The organism is Actinomyces sp. oral taxon 169 (assembly GCF_013394715.1).
GTDB lineage: Bacteria > Actinomycetota > Actinomycetes > Actinomycetales > Actinomycetaceae > Actinomyces.
In genome coordinates, this window is sequence record NZ_CP058259.1 from 2,437,988 (window position 1) to 2,456,086 (window position 18,099).

Annotated in this window: 17 protein-coding genes and 1 pseudogene; 12 read left to right on the forward strand and 6 right to left on the reverse strand. The window is 68.7% G+C overall.

Annotation, left to right across the window (positions count from 1 at the left end; translation table 11 throughout):
* Positions 1-40: 40 nt before the first annotated feature.
* The 5 genes from HW274_RS10280 to HW274_RS10300 all read left to right on the forward strand — a co-directional run bounded on the left by HW274_RS10280 (position 41) and on the right by HW274_RS10300 (position 5,487).
* Positions 41-994, forward strand: a complete 954-nt coding sequence (locus tag HW274_RS10280; RefSeq protein ID WP_003787199.1) for a carbohydrate ABC transporter permease — start codon at positions 41-43, stop codon at positions 992-994.
* Positions 991-1,854: a carbohydrate ABC transporter permease gene (locus tag HW274_RS10285; protein WP_075254337.1), complete on the forward strand. Its 864-nt coding sequence runs from the start codon at positions 991-993 to the stop codon at positions 1,852-1,854. The genes HW274_RS10280 and HW274_RS10285 overlap by 4 nt, the downstream gene beginning before the upstream one ends.
* 84 nt (positions 1,855-1,938) lie before the next feature.
* Complete coding sequence (locus tag HW274_RS10290; protein ID WP_075254338.1) at positions 1,939-3,357, forward strand: phosphoglucomutase/phosphomannomutase family protein; 1,419 nt, start codon at positions 1,939-1,941, stop codon at positions 3,355-3,357.
* A 22-nt stretch (positions 3,358-3,379) separates the two neighbouring features.
* Positions 3,380-4,225, forward strand: a complete 846-nt coding sequence (locus HW274_RS10295) for a nucleotidyltransferase family protein (RefSeq protein ID WP_075254339.1) — start codon at positions 3,380-3,382, stop codon at positions 4,223-4,225.
* Positions 4,222-5,487 (forward strand): galactokinase family protein, encoded by a 1,266-nt coding sequence (locus tag HW274_RS10300; protein WP_256692482.1) that lies wholly within the window; start codon positions 4,222-4,224, stop codon positions 5,485-5,487. The genes HW274_RS10295 and HW274_RS10300 overlap by 4 nt, the downstream gene beginning before the upstream one ends.
* A gap of 15 nt (positions 5,488-5,502) precedes the next feature.
* On the opposite strand, the gene HW274_RS10305 is transcribed toward HW274_RS10300, so the two are convergent.
* Complete coding sequence (locus tag HW274_RS10305; protein ID WP_075254341.1) at positions 5,503-6,846, reverse strand: arginine deiminase family protein; 1,344 nt, start codon at positions 6,844-6,846, stop codon at positions 5,503-5,505.
* Positions 6,847-7,041: 195 nt separating this feature from the next.
* Here HW274_RS10305 and HW274_RS10310 point away from each other — a divergent pair, with 195 nt between their 5' ends.
* The 4 genes from HW274_RS10310 (at position 7,042) to HW274_RS10325 (ending at position 10,359) form a co-directional block, all read left to right on the forward strand.
* On the forward strand, positions 7,042-7,236 hold the full coding sequence (locus HW274_RS10310; protein WP_075254342.1) for a hypothetical protein: 195 nt from the start codon (positions 7,042-7,044) through the stop codon (positions 7,234-7,236).
* A gap of 594 nt (positions 7,237-7,830) precedes the next feature.
* Complete coding sequence (locus HW274_RS12850) at positions 7,831-8,550, forward strand: hypothetical protein (protein ID WP_260679060.1); 720 nt, start codon at positions 7,831-7,833, stop codon at positions 8,548-8,550.
* On the forward strand, positions 8,543-9,214 hold the full coding sequence (locus HW274_RS10320; protein WP_003787214.1) for a response regulator transcription factor: 672 nt from the start codon (positions 8,543-8,545) through the stop codon (positions 9,212-9,214). The genes HW274_RS12850 and HW274_RS10320 overlap by 8 nt, the downstream gene beginning before the upstream one ends.
* 65 nt (positions 9,215-9,279) lie before the next feature.
* The gene (locus HW274_RS10325) at positions 9,280-10,359 is read left to right on the forward strand and encodes a 1,4-dihydroxy-2-naphthoyl-CoA synthase (RefSeq protein ID WP_075254344.1); all 1,080 of its coding nucleotides are present in this window, start codon (positions 9,280-9,282) and stop codon (positions 10,357-10,359) included.
* Positions 10,360-10,743: 384 nt separating this feature from the next.
* Here HW274_RS10325 and HW274_RS10330 read toward each other — a convergent pair whose 3' ends face one another.
* The 3 genes from HW274_RS10330 to HW274_RS10340 are packed head-to-tail and all read right to left on the reverse strand — an operon-like array spanning position 10,744 to position 14,066.
* A complete protein-coding gene (locus HW274_RS10330) occupies positions 10,744-11,691 on the reverse strand; it encodes an anti-sigma factor (RefSeq protein WP_075254345.1) in 948 nt (315 codons plus the stop codon).
* Positions 11,688-12,320, reverse strand: coding sequence for a sigma-70 family RNA polymerase sigma factor (locus HW274_RS10335; protein WP_081376238.1), 633 nt, complete (start codon positions 12,318-12,320; stop codon positions 11,688-11,690). Before HW274_RS10335 ends, HW274_RS10330 begins: the two co-directional genes overlap by 4 nt.
* Positions 12,321-12,359: 39 nt before the next feature.
* Positions 12,360-14,066, reverse strand: a complete 1,707-nt coding sequence (locus HW274_RS10340; RefSeq protein ID WP_075254346.1) for a cytochrome c biogenesis protein CcdA — start codon at positions 14,064-14,066, stop codon at positions 12,360-12,362.
* A gap of 224 nt (positions 14,067-14,290) precedes the next feature.
* Between HW274_RS10340 and HW274_RS10345 the strand changes: the two genes are divergently transcribed.
* The 3 genes and pseudogenes from HW274_RS10345 to HW274_RS10350 all read left to right on the forward strand — a co-directional run bounded on the left by HW274_RS10345 (position 14,291) and on the right by HW274_RS10350 (position 16,108).
* Positions 14,291-14,824: a hypothetical protein gene (locus HW274_RS10345; protein ID WP_075254347.1), complete on the forward strand. Its 534-nt coding sequence runs from the start codon at positions 14,291-14,293 to the stop codon at positions 14,822-14,824.
* 246 nt (positions 14,825-15,070) lie between these two features.
* Positions 15,071-15,241 (forward strand): annotated as a pseudogene (locus HW274_RS12855) (DUF1440 domain-containing protein); the annotation flags it as partial.
* A gap of 105 nt (positions 15,242-15,346) precedes the next feature.
* Entirely contained in the window at positions 15,347-16,108 is a 762-nt protein-coding gene (locus HW274_RS10350) for an SDR family oxidoreductase (protein WP_075254348.1), read from the forward strand.
* Between the two features lie 47 nt (positions 16,109-16,155).
* On the opposite strand, the gene HW274_RS10355 is transcribed toward HW274_RS10350, so the two are convergent.
* Together HW274_RS10355 and HW274_RS10360 are read right to left on the reverse strand one after the other, a co-directional pair.
* On the reverse strand, positions 16,156-16,911 hold the full coding sequence (locus HW274_RS10355) for a hypothetical protein (protein ID WP_260679061.1): 756 nt from the start codon (positions 16,909-16,911) through the stop codon (positions 16,156-16,158).
* 45 nt (positions 16,912-16,956) lie between these two features.
* Complete coding sequence (locus tag HW274_RS10360) at positions 16,957-17,937, reverse strand: 1,4-dihydroxy-2-naphthoate polyprenyltransferase (protein WP_185988739.1); 981 nt, start codon at positions 17,935-17,937, stop codon at positions 16,957-16,959.
* Positions 17,938-18,099 lie beyond the last annotated feature (162 nt).

Sequence of the window (18,099 nt, forward strand, 5' to 3'; positions counted from 1 at the left end):
CACAGGCAGCCACCGGCACCACGATCGAAGTGAGAGCATCATGAGCACGACGACAACGACCACGGGCGCATCCGCCATCCGCACCACCTCGCTGCGAAAGCGTAGGGAGGCTCGGGCGGGCATCGGGTTCGTGGCCCCGTTCCTGGCCATGTTCGCCGTCGTCTTCCTCATTCCGATCGTGGTGTCGGTCTACCGGTCCTTCTTCCGCGACGTCGCCTCCGGCTCGGACCTCTACGGCGGCGGGGAGAAGGTGAGCACCTTCGTGGGCCTGGACAACTACGTCCAGGCGGCGGGACAGCCCGCCTTCTGGAAGGGGCTGGGGAGGGTCCTGCTGTTCGGCGTGGTCCAGGTCCCGGTCATGATCCTGGCGGCCCTCGCCCTGGCGCTGGTGCTCGACTCCCTCCTGGTGAAGCGGGTGACGGTCTTCCGCCTGGGCTTCTTCCTGCCCTACGCGATCCCCGGGATCGTGGCCGCGATCATGTGGCTCTACATGTACAACCCCAGCTTCTCCCCCATTAATGAGCTGCTGGGGCTGGTGGGTCTCAAGGTGGACTTCTTCGGTCGCAGCATCATCCTGTGGTCGATGGCCAACATCACGACGTGGACCTTCACCGGGTACAACATGCTCATCTTCCTGGCGGCGCTGCAGTCCGTGCCCCGCGAGCTCTACGAGGCCGCCCGCATCGACGGGGCCACCGGCTGGCAGATCGTCCGGCGCATCAAGATCCCCATGGTTCGTTCCGCCTCGCTGCTGGCGGTCCTGCTCTCCATCATCGGGACGGTGCAGCTGTTCAACGAGCCCACTGTTCTCTACAGCCAGAACCAGTGGATGGGGCTGGACTACACGCCAATGATGATGGCCTACAACTCGATGACCGGTGCGCTCTCACCGTCCGGCTCGGGGCCGGCCTCGGCGATCTCCGTCCTCATCGCCCTGGTGGCCGGCGTCCTGGCCGCCCTCTACGCCCTCGTGCAGAACAGGATCGACAAGTGAAGCCCACCGACACTCCTCGCTCGCTGCGCCCGTCGGTGCCCGCACGGGCTATGACCATCGCGGTCCTGGTCATCGTCCTGGCCTACATGCTCGGCCCGGTCTACTGGCTCATCGTCTCCTCCACCAAGTCCAACTCCGACCTGCTGACCACCTCCGGGTGGTGGTTCTCCGGACACAACAGCTTCTCCACCAACTACAGCGCGCTCATGAGCTGGACCCAGGGGCTCTTCTGGCGCTGGATCCTCAACTCCCTGCTCTACTCGAGCGTCGCCGGGGTGCTGGGCACGCTCCTGTCGGTGGCCGCCGGCTACGGCCTGGCGAAGTTCGAGTTCGCGGGCCGGGGCGCCGTCCAGGTCGTCATCCTCTCCGGGCTGCTCATGCCCATCGCGCTGCTGACCATCCCGCTGTACCTGGTCCTCGACGCCGTGCACCTGACCAACACCGTCTGGTCGATCATCCTGCCGTGCTCGGTCAGCCCCTTCGGGGTCTTCCTGGGACGCGTCTACGCCGACTCCTCAGTGCCCAACGAGATCATCGACTCCGCCCGCATCGACGGGGCCAGCGAGGTCCGCATCTTCTTCACCATCGTGCTGCGGCTGCTCGCACCGGCGATGGTGACCATCTTCCTGTTCATCTTCGTGGCCACCTGGAACAACTTCTTCCTACCGCTGATGACCATCAACTCCGCCGAGCTCAAGCCCGTCACCCTGGGGCTCTACGGCATGTCGACCTACTTCAACCCCCAGTACGGGGCGCTCCTCCAGGGCGCTCTCCTGGGCGTCATCCCCCTGATCGTGCTGTTCCTGGGCCTGCAGCGCTTCTGGCAGTCCGGCCTGGCGGCCGGCGCCGTCAAGGGCTGAGCCCCAGCAGCGCCCTCCCTTACCACACCCCTATCCACCTCGCCGCCCCGTCCCGGGCAACGGCGCCTCCGCAGAGGAACCCCCATGATCCACTTCGGCACCGGCGGCTGGAGAGCCGTGATCGGCGATGAGTTCACCCGCGCCAATGTCAGGCTCCTGACCCAGGGGCTGGCCCACCGCATCCTGAAGGAGGGCACGGCCGAACAGGGCGTCGTCATCGGCTACGACCGGCGCTTCCTGTCCGACACCGCCGCCTGGTGGGCCATTGAGGTGCTCGTCGGCAACGGCATCCGGGTCACCCTCATCGACCGCCCCTCCCCGACCCCCACCACCATGTGGACGGTGCGCCGCCTGGGGTCCGCCTACGGGATGGCCGTGACCGCCTCCCACAACCCGGCCCTGTACAACGGCATCAAGATCTTCCTGCCCGGCGGCCGCGACGCCGACCAGGCGGTCACTGACGAGCTCACCGCCTCCCTGCGGGGCCTGACCGACGCGGACGTGCGCAGCGTCGAGCCACATGAGGCCCGCTCCAGCGAGCTCGTCACCATCCAGCGCTCCATCAACTGGTACCTGGACGCCATCATCGACAAGCTCGACACCGAGACCATCCGCCACGCCCACATGCACATCGTGCTGGACCCGATGTTCGGGGTCTCCGAGACGAGCCTGCAGACGATCCTGCTGACCGCCCGCTGCCAGGTGGACGTCATCCACGACCGCCACGACCCCCTGTTCGGGGGCCGCATGCCCTCACCCACAGAGGGGACCGTCACCACCCTGCGCAACGCCGTCGTCGATTCCGGTGCGGACCTGGGCATCGCCACCGACGGGGACGCGGACCGACTGGGCATCATCGACGACACCGGCGCCTACCTCACCCCCAACCAGGTCCTGGTCCTGCTCTACGACTACCTGCTGACCCGCAAGGGCTGGTCGGGGCCGGCCGTGCGCAACATGTCCACCACCCACCTGCTGGACCGGGTCGCGGCCGCCCACGGGCAGGTCTGTTACGAGGTGCCCGTGGGCTTCAAGTGGATCAGCGCCAAGATGGCCGAGACCGGGGCCGTCATCGGGGGCGAGTCCTCCGGGGGCCTGACCGTGCGCGGTCACATCCCCGGCAAGGACGGGGTCTACGCCGGCTCCCTGCTGGTGGAGGCGGTGGCGGCCTCGGGCAAGCGGCTCTCCGAGCTCTACGCCGACATCGTGGCCCGGTACGGTGAGCTCGTCATGGTGGAGAACGCCTACGGCTTCACCGCCGAGCGGCGTACTGAGCTTCAGGAGCGCATCTTCGGCGCCCACGACCTGCCCGCCTTCACCCCCGACGTCGAGCGCGTCTCCTGGGAGGACGGCTGCAAGGTCTACTTCACCTGCGGCGGCTGGGTGACGATCCGCTTCTCGGGGACCGAGCCGCTCCTGCGGGTCTTCGCCGAGATGCCCACCGGTGACGAGGCCCGGGCCACCGCGGCCGCCGTCGCGAGCCACTACGGCCTGGATGCCTGAGACGGGCAGGAGGAAGGAACTCATGACAGACGCGATCACTGACACGACGGTGGGCGGCGCGGTGGAGCGCACCCGTGTCGCCGTCGTCCTGGCCAGGGGCCTGGGCACACGCATGCGGGCGAGCAGCCCGGCCGGCTCCGGCCTGACCTCCCGGCAGGCCACGGCCGCGGCCAGCGGCTACAAGGCCCTCATGCCCATCGGCGAGCACCGGCTCATCGACTACAGCCTCTCAGCCCTGGTCGACGCCGGGATCGAGCGGGCCGTCCTGGTCGTGGGGCCCGAGCACGAGGACTTCCGCCGCCACATCGACTCCCTGGAGCTCACCCGGCTCACGATCGACCTGGCCGTCCAGGTCAGCCCCTTGGGGACGGCCGACGCCGTCCTGTCCGCCGAGGCGGCCGTGGACGGGGAGCCCTTCCTCATGGTCAACGGGGACAACTACTACCCCCGTCAGGTGCTGCGCGACCTGGCCCGCCACCGGGGCAACGCCCTGGCCGGCTTCGACCGTGCCACCCTGGTGGCCGAGTCCAACATCCCCGCCGAGCGGATCGCCGCCTTCGCCCTCGTGCGCGCCCGCGACGGGGCGCTGGAGGAGATCGTGGAAAAGCCCCCAACGGAGGTGGTTCAGGCCGCCGGGCCCCACGCCCCGGTGTCGATGAACGCCTTCCGGTTCACCCCGGAGATCTTCGCCGCCTGCCGCCGCATCACCCCCTCGCCGCGCGGCGAGCTGGAGATCGTCGACGCCGTGCGCGCCCTGCCCGGTCCGGTCTCGGTCCTCCCTGCGACCGGCGGGGTCCTGGACCTGTCGCGGCGCGAGGACATCGCCGAGGTCGAGGCCCGCCTGTCCGGGACGGAGGTGTCGCTGTGAGCCGGGGGACGCAGGGGGCGTTGAGTGAGGCGTTCGAGGAGACCGCCTGGCGGGTGCCCGGGCGCGTCGAGGTGCTGGGCAAGCACACCGACTACGCCGGCGGCTCGGTCCTGGTCGGCGCCGTCGACCGGGCGATCACGGCACGGTCGCGCCGCGTGGCGGGGCCGCCGGGGTCCCTGACCGCCACCACGGACTGCGGTGATCCGGTCACCCTGCGCGCCGGGGTGGACCCGGGCCTGGAGCCGGGCCACTGGGGCCGCTACCTTCAGACCGTGCTGGACCGCCTCACCCTCAACTTCGGGGCGGGAGCCGCGGCCCACCTGACCCTCTCCTCGGACCTGCCGCCGGCCTCCGGGATGAGCTCGTCCTCCGCGCTGGTGTGCGCCACGGCCCTGGCCCTGGCCTCCCTCAACGGCTGGGACGAGGATCCCCGGTGGGTCGAGTCGATGCCCGACCGGCTGTCCCTGGCCGGATACCTCGCCGCCGTGGAGGGCGGACGGGCGTGGCGGGACCTGCCGGGGACCAGCGGGGTGGGCACCCGCGGCGGGAGCGAGGACCACACCGGCATGCTGTGCGGCGCCCAGGACCGGCTGCTCCTGGCCGGATTCGACCCGATGCGCATCGAACAGACCATCTCCTTCCCCACCCAGTGGGCGCTCGTCGTCGGCGTGAGCGGGGTGCTGGCCCACAAGACCGGTGCGGCCCTGGAGGACTACAACCGCGGGCCGAGCACCGTCCAGGCGGTGCTGGCCAGGTGGAATGAGACCACCGGACGCACTGACGCCTCCCTGGCTGGCGCGGTCAGGCACCTGGTCGGGGAGGCCACCGGCGAGCAGGCGGCCGGCGCCCCGGCCCTGAAGGAGCTGCTGGGGCTGTGCGAGCCCGGCTACGAGAGGCAGCGCATCGAGCAGTTCCTCATCGAGTCCCTCGTCCTGGTTCCCGCCGGTGCCCGGATGATCGCCGCGGCCGACCCGGGCGTGGGTGAGGTCCTCCGGCGCTCCCAGGAGCTGGCCGACCGCGTCCTGGGCAACCAGGTGCCGCAGACCCGGCTCATGGTGTCGTTGGCCCGCCAGGCGGGCGCCATCGGCGCCTCCTCCTTCGGCGCCGGGTGGGGCGGGTCGGTGTACGCCCTGGTGCGGGCCGACGACGCCGAGGCCTTCGCCGCGCAGTGGCTCGGGGCCTACCGGGACCGCGAGCCGGGCGCGGAGCAGGCCGCGGTGATCGTTACCAGGCCGGGCCCGGGGGCCTGCCGGCTGCTCTGAGCGCCCTGGCCGGCCTCACACCGCGTCGCGGGTGACGGGGCAGGTCATGCAGTGCGAGCCGCCGCGGCCGCGCACGAGCTCGACGCCGGGGGTCTCGACGACCTCGATGCCAGCCTTGCGCAGGGCGTCGTTGGCGCGCTGGTTGTGGGCGTAGCCGATGACGCGCCCGGGGGCCAGGGCCACGACGTTGCAGGAGTCCCGGGCGAGCTCGCGCAGGGCCTCGGCCTCGTCGGAGGCGCCGGGGCTGATGACGCGGAAGGAGTCGATGCCGGCGGCCCGGGCGAGGACCGCATCCATCTGAGAGCCGTCGTGGACCGTCACCTGGAGGGAGCGTCCAGCCGCTGCGGGCTCGATCTCCACGGTGGTGACCTCGGTGAAGCCGGGGAAGCGCAGGTAGGTGTCGGGGCTGACCATTGTCATGAGGGTGTCCAGGTGCATGACGGCCTCGAGCTGGGTGTAGAAGGCGGCGTCGGGCATGTGGACGCCGATGACCCGGTCGGCCACGCCGGAGGCGAAGAGCTGGGAGGCCAGGCGCTCCACGCCGGCGGCGGTGGAGCGGTGGGTCAGGCCCATGACGAGGGTCCGGTTGCCCAGGATCTGGAAGTCGCCGCCCTCGATGGTCGAGGCGGCCGAGACCCGCCCCACCTCGCGCCACAGGCGGGCGTCCGGGGTATCGGAGCCGGTGAGCTCGGCCAGGCGCGGGCCGAAGGCCGGGTGGTAGCGGTAGACGGCCTCGTAGCCGATGGCCTCACGACGGCGCGGCTCCAGGGCCATGGAGTTGACCGAGACCCCGCCGTAGAGCCAGGCCGACGCGTCGCGGGTGAAGAGCAGGTTGGGCAGAGGGGTGACGACGAACGGCCCCTCCAGGGTGGACAGGTAGGTGGAGGAGAACAGATCGCGCCCGTCGGAGGAGCTGAGGCGCTCGCGCAGCTCGGTGCGGGTGATGCCGCTCAGGAGCACCTCGGCGAGGTCGGCCTCGGACAGGGACTGGAAGTAGTCGATGAGCAGCTCGGAGGCGGAGACGCCGACGACATCGGGGCCGACGGCCTCGTCCAGGACCAGCCGGCGGGCCTCGGGGACGGCCAGGACCTCGGTGAACAGCTCGCGGAAGTCGTGGACAATGACGCCCTCGGAGCGCAGGATCGCGGTGAAGGCGTCGTGCTCGGCCTGGGCCCGGGGGATGTTGAGGGCGTCGTCGAAGAGCAGGGAGTCGGCGTTGATGGGGGTCAGGCGGGCGATCTCCCCACCGGGACGGTGGACGATCACCTCGCGCAAGGCGCCGGTCTCGGAGTCGATTCGCCCCCCGCCCTCGGCCACGGGAACGGAGGGACGGCTGGCGGTCGCACCGGTCTGTGTCATGGGCCCAGAGTAGTCGGAGGTCAGGGGCGTCTCAGCCCGGTTACGAGGAATGGTCCGCGCCACCGCCGTCGCCCACCATCGGCCGGTTTTGTTGAGCGGAGAATCAACCGGGCCGGCGAAGAACGCACTTGGCGCAAACCACAGGAATGGTAAGATAAATTGTTCATAACACCCCCTGAGACAGGAGTTCCCTCCATGAAATCCGTTGTCCGCATCTCTCTTGTCGCCCTCCTCCTGGCGGGCTTCGCCGCGCCGGCCAGCGCCGCGCCGACCACCACCCCCGCACGACACGACGATTCAGCAGGCGCCTTCCTGAGGCCCCGTCCCGACTGGTGCATCTTCCCCCCCAGTGCTTGGTGCGACTGGAAGACGAACCGCTGGTACTCCTGATAACTTCACGCGCTGTCACCCCTAAGCTCACCCCTTAGGGGTGACAGCATTTTTCCACCGCCAAGTACTCGAGATAAACCCTCAGCACTCACCTCAAGGACCATGCAGAACGATAGCTTCCTATCACGACTCTGGATGCGACACCAGAGGTTTTTGCCGCGACTGAGGAGAGCTATCCTCATTTCAGTAATAGCCTCCCTCATTCTCCTAGACACTTACACTTACCTCACTTTAAGAGCCAATATAAGCTCTATCATTATTGGGGAAATCTTTCAGATACTCTCATTCTTTCCATATGTCTACGCAAAAGATCGACGACTCGGGATATTCACTTTTTCCACCACACTCCTCATCGTCTTCTACGCATCAGCATCACAGCTATCATGGGCATGGATTCTCACATACGCCATAGTTGCTGATCTCATAGCGGTCAGGAAGCCCAAGCTCGCTCTTGTCCAACTCTCCGTATTCTTTCTGGCGCAGCTCATTGCAGGAATCCCCCTCCTTCCCGTAACGGTCTGGACATTATTCTGGGGAACTCTGTCCGCCTCCCTCGGAATCCTGATCCGCAACACCAAAGACCGCCTGGAGGAGATGCAGCGGGAGGCGGAGCGCTCCAGGGAGATTGCTGCCGAGCTCATTCAACAGCTGCGCCGCGACATCGCCGACAGTCTCCATGACGACCTGGCCGCCGACCTCACCCGCATGCTCATCATCTCCCGCTCCATCAGGCTCCCCCATGGCGATGACCGAGACCGTGTCCTCGACCTGCAGGACCGGACTCAGCAGGCCCTCGCCCACCTGCGCCTGCTCATTCACAACCTCGCCGTCTCGCAGGGGCCACCCAAGGAGGAGCCCACCCTGCAGGAGATCGTCGACTCCAGCGCCTCCACGCTGGCGCAGCGCGAGATCGTCCTGGACGCCGACCTCGACGGCATCGAGAGGATTCCGGCGCTGCACCGTTCCGAGCTCGGCCGGCTCCTGGTCGCCTTCATCCGCGAGAACACCCTCAACGCCCTCAAGTACAACTTCCCCCACGATCTTGTCTCCCTCGTCGTGGAGCAGGAGCGGGACACCCTTTTCATCAGCTTCAGCTCACCCTGGCATGATCAGAAGGTGCCTGAGGAGATGCACGGAGGGTACGGATTATGGGCCCTCCAGGACCGGTTCGAGAATGCCGGAGGTTCCTTGGGCTCGAACCGGATCGGAGCCTCCTGGACCGTTCTCGCCAGTCTTCCCTGGAACGAGATCGCCACACCAACCACTACTGCGAGATCCCTCATGTCGTCACCGGACGGAGCCGCTTATGCCTAGCCACACCCTGCGTTCCCTGCGAGTCCTCATCGTCGATGACGACCCGCTCATTCGCACCACCTTCGCCGAACAGCTCGACTCGCAGCGGGCCATTACCGTCGTCGCCGCCGCCTCCGGCGGACGCCAGGCCATCAGCCTGCTCATGACCGGGCAGCAGCCCATCGACGTCGTCCTGCTGGACAGCGACATGCCGGATATGGATGGCGCCCAGACCGCGAGAGCGATCTATGAGCGCTTCCCCCGGATGCCCATTGTCATGTTCACCGTCTTCAGTCGTGACGAGATGCTCGCCGAGGCCCTGGCCGAGGGCGTCAACGGCTTCATCACCAAGGACGAGAGCACCGAGAACGTCGCTGCGGCGCTGCTGCGTGCCAGCCGTGGTGAGCCTGTCATGTCCTCGCGCCCTACGAAGATGCTCGTCAGCGCCTACCAGTCCGAGCAGAAGCGCGCCACCGCGGAGGCCCGCATCCAGGAGCTGGTCAACGAGCTGCCACCCCGCCTGAGAGACATCTACACCTGCCTCCTGGAGGGGCTGACCAACCGGCGCATCGCCCGCAAGCTCGGCATCTCTGAGAACACCGTGCGCATCTACGTCTCCGAGGTCCTCCACCGCCTCGGCCACACCTCGCGCACCGAGCTCATCGCCGCAGCCCTGGGGAACTAGGGGCGACGGCGACCGCTTCCGGCGCCCTGGGGCGGGACGAGCCCTGGCGGCCCTACGCTGAGACCATGAACGCCTCCACCGCTCACCCGTTGCCGCGCCGAGTCTCAGAGATCTTCTCCCCCGCCCGCTGGCGGGAGGTGCCCGGTTTCCCCCACGCCGAGGCCGGCACGGAGCCCTCCCAGCAGCAGGCACAGGCCCTCACGGACATCACCTACCACAGGGGCTGCGTCCGGGACGAGCACGGCACCTGGCTCCGGGACCTGCCGGTGGTCAGGGTGGCCTTCAACCGGCCCGAGGTCCGTAATGCCTTCCGCCCCCGCACCGTCGATGAGCTCTACCGGGTCCTGGACCACGCGCGCATGAGCGGCGACGTCGGCGCCGTCATCCTCACCGGCAACGGCCCCTCGCCGCGCGACGGCGGCTGGGCCTTCTCCTCCGGCGGCGACCAGCGCATCCGCGGCCGGGACGGCTACCGCTACGAGCGGGAGGCCTCGCCGCAGTCCCCAACGGCTGCCGGCGAGCCTGAGGACCGCGCCTACAGCCACGAGGCCGACGTTGCCGCCGCCCAGGCCCGCCTCGACACCGCACGGGCCGGCCGGCTCCACATCCTGGAGGTTCAGCGCCTCATCCGCACCATGCCCAAGGCCGTCATCGCCGCCGTCCCGGGCTGGGCCGCCGGCGGCGGTCACAGCCTCAACGTCGTGTGCGACCTGTCGCTGGCCTCGATCGAGCACGCGCGCTTCAAGCAGACTGACGCCGATGTCGGCAGCTTCGACGCCGGCTACGGCTCCGCGCTCCTGGCCCGGCAGGTCGGGGACAAGCGGGCCCGTGAGATCTTCTTCCTGGCCCGCACCTACGATGCCATCACCGCCGAGCGCTGGGGCGTCGTCAATGAGGCGGTCCCCCACGCCGAGCTCGAGGAACGGGCCCTGGAGTACGCGGCCACCGTGGCGGGCAAGTCCCCGCAGGCCATCCGCATGCTCAAGCTCGCCTTCAACCTGGCCGACGACGGCCTGGCCGGCCAGCAGGTCTTCGCCGGTGAGGCCACTCGTCTGGCCTATATGACCGACGAGGCCGTGGAGGGGCGCGATGCATTCCTCCAGCGCCGTACTCCCGACTGGTCGCCCTTCCCGTACTACTTCTGACCCGGAGCCGCCATCGCGACCACATATGAGGGGCCAGGCGCAATATGTCGAGGGCATTCAGAATCGTGGCGAGAATTGTGGCGAGTATCGAAATGAAGAATACGATCTCAATGGGGATCACACCTTCGAGATTCTCCACTGATTCCCACCGGAGTCGGAAATAGAAGTGCGCATTGGTGTCCGCTCACCGCCGCCATAACCACCCTCGTCGCCGGCCACATCCGCCCAACCTCAGGAAACCGCGGAATGACGGGAAATCACCCGAGAGGTACTGACGTCCATCAGCATCAGGGTCAGCACCTCGAGAGTGACCTTACTGTTATATACATCACGATTCAGGTGCTCGTGTCGCCCCGGCGCACCGCGCCCCACCCCGGTCCACCGCTAGGCGGAGTCTCCGGTGGGAGCGGCCGAGGACGCGGGGCTCGGCGAACCGGTGGCGGCGCCGGACCGGCCGGCGTCCTCACTCACTCGCAGGGTGACCAGGGGCGGCGTCGTCGGCTGGGCCGACCCTCCGGCCGGCTCCATGGTGATGACGATCTGCTGGCCGGGCTTGGGCATGACGTCCAGGAAGGAGAAGCCGGCCCCGTCACGGGGGTCGTAGACGCCCAGTGAGGTGGTCGTCTCCCCCTCCTTGAGCCAGACCTGGAGGCTGCGCCCACTGGCGGACTCCTTCATGGCAGCCGGGAGGGTCAGCGCGGTCATGCTCATGTCCCGGGACCAGGTGAGGGTCGCGACGTGCCCGTCGGGCATCGTGTCGGTGACCCGCTGGACGTCCTGGGCCTGGTTGAGGTGGGCGTAGTGCTGGGTCGATGCCATGGAGCTCGCCATGGAGTCCATGGCCTCATCGACCGCGCCCCTCACGCTCCAGCGCCCCACACCGATGCCGACACCGAGCAGGACCACGGCCGCGGCCGCCCGCAGCAGGCCGGTGCGCCAGGCCGAGCGGCGACGGCGGTGCGCATCGAGGCTGAGGACCTCAGAGCCCACCAAGTCGCCATCACCGTCGCCGTTACTGTCACGGTCACTGCCACTGTTACTGCCGCCGACAGCGTCGCGGTCGCCGGCTTCCTCCTCCACGGTGCCGGCGACCTGGTCTGCGCGTTCCGTCTGGGGCTCGCGTGCAATGGTCTCCAGAAGGGAGGCGCGGATCGCTGCCGGCGGGTCCACGGGCCGCAGTGCGGCCCCTAGCAGGGCGGCCGTCTCCGAGTCGAGCTCGTCGTCGAAGCGCTCGAGATCGTCTCCACTCTGCGCCCCGTCGAGCCCCTCGGTGCCCTGCAGATCGGCCTCGCCGTTGATGGCGTCCTCGTGAGTGTCGTCGCGGTCGCTCATGACTGCACCCCCAGCTCTCGTCGTAACCGTGCCATTCCGTCCCTGATGCGGGTTTTGACCGTTCCCAGCGGCGTGCCCGTGCGGCGGGCGATCTCGCGGTGGGTCAGGCCCGTGAAGTAGGCCAGCTCAATGGTGGAGCGGTAGGGCTCCCCCACCGCCTCGAGCGCCCGGTGCACCTGCTCGCCCACGAGTCTGTCCTCGACCTGCTGAACCGTCTGGTCGACGTCGGGCATGTAGTCACGCCAGCGGCTCTCCCGCTCCCGGGAGGACTGGGAGGAGCGGACCCGGTCGATGGCCCGGCGCCTGGCCATGGTCACCAGCCAGGCCCGGACGCTGCCCCGCGCCGGGGAATAGGAGCCGGCCGTGCGCCACACCTCGAGGAAGACCTCCTGGAGAACCTCCTCGCTCTGGGCGCGATCAACGACGATCTGGAGGATCAGCGCGAATAGCCGAGAGGACCAGGCGTCGTAGATGCGGGCGAAGGCGTCGGCGTCACCGTCGGCCACCTGCGCGATCCACTCTCCCTCTGAGCCGGCGCAACTGCTGCGTGTCACAGGGGAATGGTAGGCCAGACCGCAGGCGGAGACGGTGCGCGCCCCGGTCCGCGCCTCCAGCGTCGCCAGGCTCATCGCACCGTCTCCTGAGTCATGTCCGCTCTCACCGCCGGGTCACCCGAAGGTGAAGGAGTAGAGCTGCAGTCCGGGCGAGGCCTCCAGCTCGAGCTCGCCCGATCCCACCTCCTCGCTGTGGACCAGCTCCATCCCATTGGGCACGCCGGAGACGTGGGTGGTGCGGGTCTTCCCGTTGACCGTCCAGGTCAGGTCCCCCTCGCCGGAGACGACGAGGTTGACCTGCTTACCTCGGTAGGACAGGCGCAGGCGGCCCTTGCCCTCGGTCGGGGTGATGTACTGCGGCTCCACTGTCCACGTGCCGTCCAGGGCGAAGGTGTCGGCCTGGAGCCGGGAGGGGAAGGAGAAGGTGTGCTGCCCCTTGTCGAGGGTTCCCTGGGCGAAGCCGGAGGCCCGGTCCGAGCCCAGGTAGGTCTCGGGGGTGCGGGGGCTGTTCGTGCCGGCGTCGTCCTTCGCCTCGGAGAAGACGGGGGCGGGGAGGGTCACCTTCGGGTTGGCCTGCATGAGCAACTCGCGGACGAGCTTCTCCGTGGCCGCCTCCCCGCCTTCTCCGACATGGGTCTGACGGACGTTGCCCTGGGCATCGGCCAGGTAGTGGGCGGGCCAGTAGTGGTTGTCGAAGTTGGTCCAGGTGGTCAGGTTGGAGTCGACGGCCACGGGGTAGGTGATGCCGAGGCGCTTGACGCCGCCACGCACGTTGTCCACCTCCTTCTCGAAGGCGTACTCCGGGGAGTGGACGCCGATCACCTGCAGGCCGGAGGCGGCGTAGGTCTCGTAGAGCTTCTCGATGCCGGGGACCGAGCGCTGGCAGTTGATGCACGAGTAGGCGAAGAAGTCGACCAGGGTGACCTTGCCGGCGCGACTCTGCTGGGTCAGGGGCTGGTCGCCGGGCGTGTTGATCCAGGCCACTGCGCCGTCGATGGCGGGCAGGGGGCCGCAGTCACCGAGAGTGGCGGCTCCGGGGCGGCAGGGGCCGGAGGAGGAGTCACCGTGGAGGAGGTCATCGGTGCGGGCCTGAAGGGAGGCGGTGTAGTCGGGCAGGCGGCGCTGGAGAGCGGCCGGGGCGTCCAGGACCAGGGCCACGGCCAGCCCGAGCATGACGACGCCGGCGGTGACGCGGATGGCGCGCTGGCGGGTGCGGAAGGCTTGAATCCTCTCCGTGATACCGCGTCCGGCCAGGGCGAAGGCCAGCAGCGGGATCGCTGTGCCAACGGCGAAGGACACGGCCAGGGCGACGGTATCGGCGCCAATCCTCCCGGTGGCTCCCGCGACAGCGACGGCCGCCAGGACCGGGCCCGCGCAGGGCACGTACGCAGCACCCAGGACCAGGCCCAGAAGGAAGCCGTTGGAGGGGTTCTTCGAGCCGCCGAAGCGCTGGAAGCGCGCGAAGGGGCGCTCGAGGATCTCCATGACCTTCGGGACCATCATGCCCAGGCCGATCAGGGCGAGCATGACGATGCCGATCCAGCGGATGAGGTCCTGCGGCAGGTGGAGCAGGCTCAGCACGGTCGATCCGAGGAGCGTAAAGACCGTGAAACTGACCACAAGGCCGGTTACCACGAGGTAGGGGTGGAAGCGGGAGGCGAAGCCGCCGTCGCCCCCCTTGTCATCGCCGCCATCACCGCGTGCGCCCTGTGCTCCTGCGGAGAGGAGGATGACGGGGAGCACGGGAAGAACGCACGGGGAGATACCCGTGATGAGCCCTCCCAGCAGCCCGATGACCACCAGACTCGAGACGGTTGTCACGATACTTCACCCTTTCGGTCAGTTTCTTGTTGCTAGTCTCGAAAGAGGTTCGGAGCCATCGGCAACGGGGATTGTCGAACAACCACATAGCCGTCTATGACGATCATCACTCGTGACGGGCGTCGTCGGGTTCTTCCTCGAGCTCCATGGACGACGGCGTTCCGGACCCGCAAGAGCGGGCCATCCCGCTCTGACATTGCACCAGCAACCGCATAGGAGAACTCATGCGATTCACCGCTACACGTGCCAAGACCCTCGCCACCTCGCTCCTCATCGTGACCGCCGGCCTCGGTCTGGCGGCCTGCTCGGGTTCCAGCTCGAGTGACTCGACCACTCCCGCCACGAAGCAGACCGCGGGCAAGACCAGCGACGGCGGTGTTGCCACGCCCAGCGCTGACAGCAAGATGACCGGTGGCGCCACCGGTGGAAGCGCCCAGCCCACTGCTCCCCAGGGTCAGCAGCCCGGCGGTGACACCCAGCAGGGTGGCCAGCAGCCCGGTCAGCAGGGCGGTGCGGACAGCAGCGCAGGCACCCAGCAGGGTGGTCAGCAGCCCGGCGGTGACAACCAGCAGGGCGGCCAGCAGGGCCAGCAGCAGGGCGGCGACAACCAGCAGGGTGGCCAGCAGCAGGGCGGTTCCCTTCAGGGCGACAACCAGCAGGGAGGCCAGCAGCCCGGTCAGCAGCAGGGTGGCCAGCAGGGTGGTGCGGACAGCAGCGCCGGTGCCCAGCAGGGTGGCCAGCAGGGCGGCGGCAACTGAGCCGGTAGACCTGCGTTATCCGTCTGGCGAGGGCCTCGTAGCAGCAATGGCTGCGGCGAGGCCCTCGCCGGCTTTTCTCCACGGTTCGACGTCGGCCGTACCACGGCGCAACAGAGGCGAGCGAGGGGATCCTGACGACGTTGCGGCCCGGCTGCCTCCCGTGCCAGGCTTCCGGGAGGCCGGGCCGGTGGACAACGGACGACTAAGACACCGTTCGATCTGCAAGCCGTCCACCGGCCCGGTCTCTCACTCTTCCCGTGGGTCGCCGGTGGACAGACCTGGGCGGAGCACTTCTCCGAGGCACTGGGGCACGTCATCTGGTTGTGGTCGATCGAGCTCGTGCGCCGGGACGTGCGCAACCGCATCACCCACCAGCCCGACCCGTGGGTTCCGCTCGACGCCGAACCGGCCCGCTGAGCCCCCAGGACCCGACTCGTCTCTCGTAGCGTGGGCCGCACCGCACACAGCGGTGCAGCCCACGCTGTTTGGCTATCACCCGCCCGATCACGAGGAGGAGCCCCCATGGTCACGCTCATCACCGGAGCATCGTCGGGAATCGGTGAGGAGTTCTCCCGCCGCTACGCAGCCAAGAAGCACGAGCTTGTCCTGGTGGCCCGCCGGCAGGACAAGCTTGACGCCTTGGCTGAAGAGCTCCGAAAGGAGCACGGCGTGGAGGTCACCACCATCTCCCTGGACCTGTCCGAGCCGGACGCCGCCCAACGGCTGTGGAACGAGACCAACCGCAGAGGTCTGCACATTGACGTCCTGGTCAACAACGCCGGCTTCGGCACTGGGAAGGACGTCGCCGACGACGCCCCCGAGCGCCTGGAACAGGAGGTGCGCCTCAACTGTCTTGCGGTGGTGGGTCTGACGGCCAGGTACCTGCCGGCCATGCGCAAGCGCGGGAGCGGCACGATCATCAACATCTCCTCCGCCGCAGCCTTCCAACCGATGCCCCACATGGCCGTCTACGGGGCCACCAAGGCCTTCGTGCTCTCTTTCACTGAGGCGCTCTGGCGAGAGACGAGGAGGGACGGCATCCGTGTCCTGGCCGTGTGCCCCGGCTCCACAGACACCCCGTTCTTCCAGGTCGCCGACGAGGGCACGGTCGTCGGCAGGCTCCGTTCCACGCGCCAGGTCCTCGATACGACGATGCGAGCCCTGAGAGGGAGCGGGCCCAGCGTTGTCGACGGGCTGGGGAACGCCGTCGTCGCACGATTCCTCACCCGTGTCCTTCCTCAGCGGGCGCTCCTGGCAGCAGTGGACCGGGTGTTCCGTCACTAGGAGGGCTCCGGCTCCGACCGCCGGCACCCGGAGACTTGAGGTCCGGGCTACCAGGGAAGAAAGCCCGGGTAGGACTCGAAGGGGTAGAGGCGCCTGGGCAGGTACTGCTTCTGCTCCGCCCACTCGATGAGGGCGCGCCAATCGCGGGCGATACGCTCCTGAGCCTCCTGACGCCGGTCGTCAGGTCGAGACAGGCGCACGAATCCGGGGATGATCGTCGAAGTTCTGTCCAACCGCCAGAACGTGCCCTGCTTGTCGAATGCCTTGATCAGCGCCATGCGGTCCCTCGGCGGGAGACCCGCCAGCGGATCAGGGCGATCCCCCTGTACCGCCCCGGCCCCAACGAACCTGGCCCACTCCTCCATGGTCGTCAGATGCAACGCCAGATTGTGAGTATCGGGAGGTGTGAAGCCGTGGATGTCATAGGGCGCCTCCTGAAGGTCCACACGCGCCGTCTCGCGAAAGGCCACCCAGGGGATGTCCTTGCGCCACCACCAGCATCCGATGAACCGGAAGATGTGCACGCCCGAGGCGTTGAACACGGTGAAGCTCAGCAGCCGGATCCCCATGAGAGAGGCCACGAGCAGGGCCCCCAACACAAAGGCCCAGATCCCGTTTCCGTCGGGCACCCCCACCAGCTCCAGAAGCACTCCGATAGTGATTCCCACGACAGCCGCCAGAGGCGGGCCCGCAACGAGATGCAGCAGGACGTACCCCGGGTTGCGCAGTGCGGTGAAGATGAGGAATCGCCGCTCGATCCAGCGGGACGGAACCAGCGCCCAGTCGATGTACTTCGTTGACACCCTGAGATCTCCCCGCATGAGATCAACGCTCTCCAGAACCCGGGCTCACAGGGTGATGATGACGGTGGCGGCGGCGAAGACGACGCCGTAGGCCAGCTCCAGCAGGCCGGCGTCACGCAGGGAGGCAATAAGATCGCGCCCCCGGGCGCCGGAGCGCACTGGCGCGGTGGCCCGCCGCACCAGTGGCAGGAGCAGGAGCGGCGCCGCCAGCGCGATGACCAGGGTCAGCAGCGGGCTGATGTGCCCGCCGCCGTCGACGGGGCTGGCCGAACCGGTCTCGCGCGCCCACACCAGGGCGACGGCCCCCAGCAGCAGAGGCACGTGAAGCATGAGGGAGAAGGCGCGCCGGGCGCCCCCCTCCCCCAGGCGGACCGCCAGGGTCATCTTGCCGTGGGCGGGATCAGTATCGATGTCGCGCAGGTTGTTGACCATGAGCAGGGAGCAGGCGAGCAGGCCGATCCCGCAGGCCGAGGGCCACAGCCACCCCGGCACCGTGCCGGCCTGGACGTAGGTGGTGCCCACCGTGGCCACCAGGCCGAAGAAGACGAAGACGAAGACCTCCCCCAGGCCGGCGTAGCCGTAGGGGTGGGAGCCTCCGGTGTAGAACCAGGCGGCCGCGATCGCCGCGGCCCCGACGGCGAGCAGCCACCACTGGCCGCTGAGGACCACGAGTGCCAGGCCCAGGAGGGCTCCAATCCCGAAGCAGCCGAAGGCGGCGAGCTTGACGGTGCGGGGGGCGACCTGCCCGGAGGCGGTCAGGCGCGGCGGCCCGGTGCGATCGTCGTCGGTGCCGCGCACGCCGTCGGAGTAGTCATTGGCCAGGTTGCAGCCGATCTGCAGCGCCAGGGCCACGCCCGCGGCCAGCAGGCTCCGCAGCACCGAGAGCTCCCCCATCGCGGCGGCCGCCCCGGCGCCCAGGATGACGGGGGCGACGGCGGCCGGCAGGGTGCGCAGTCGCACCACCTCCCCCCAGCTGGTGGCACGGGGGCCGCTGTCCTGCGGGTGCTCGCCGTTCTCGCCGCTCACGGCTTCCTCCGATCCTCTCGCAGTCCTCTAGGGTAGGCGGCAGTGACCCTACCAGCGCCGTGGCCCTCACCGGTGCGAGCGCCTGAGCCACACTCGGCCGATGAGGCAGCCGGCACCGCGATCACCACAAGGACCTCCGTGAGACACCCCGATCCCCGCCCT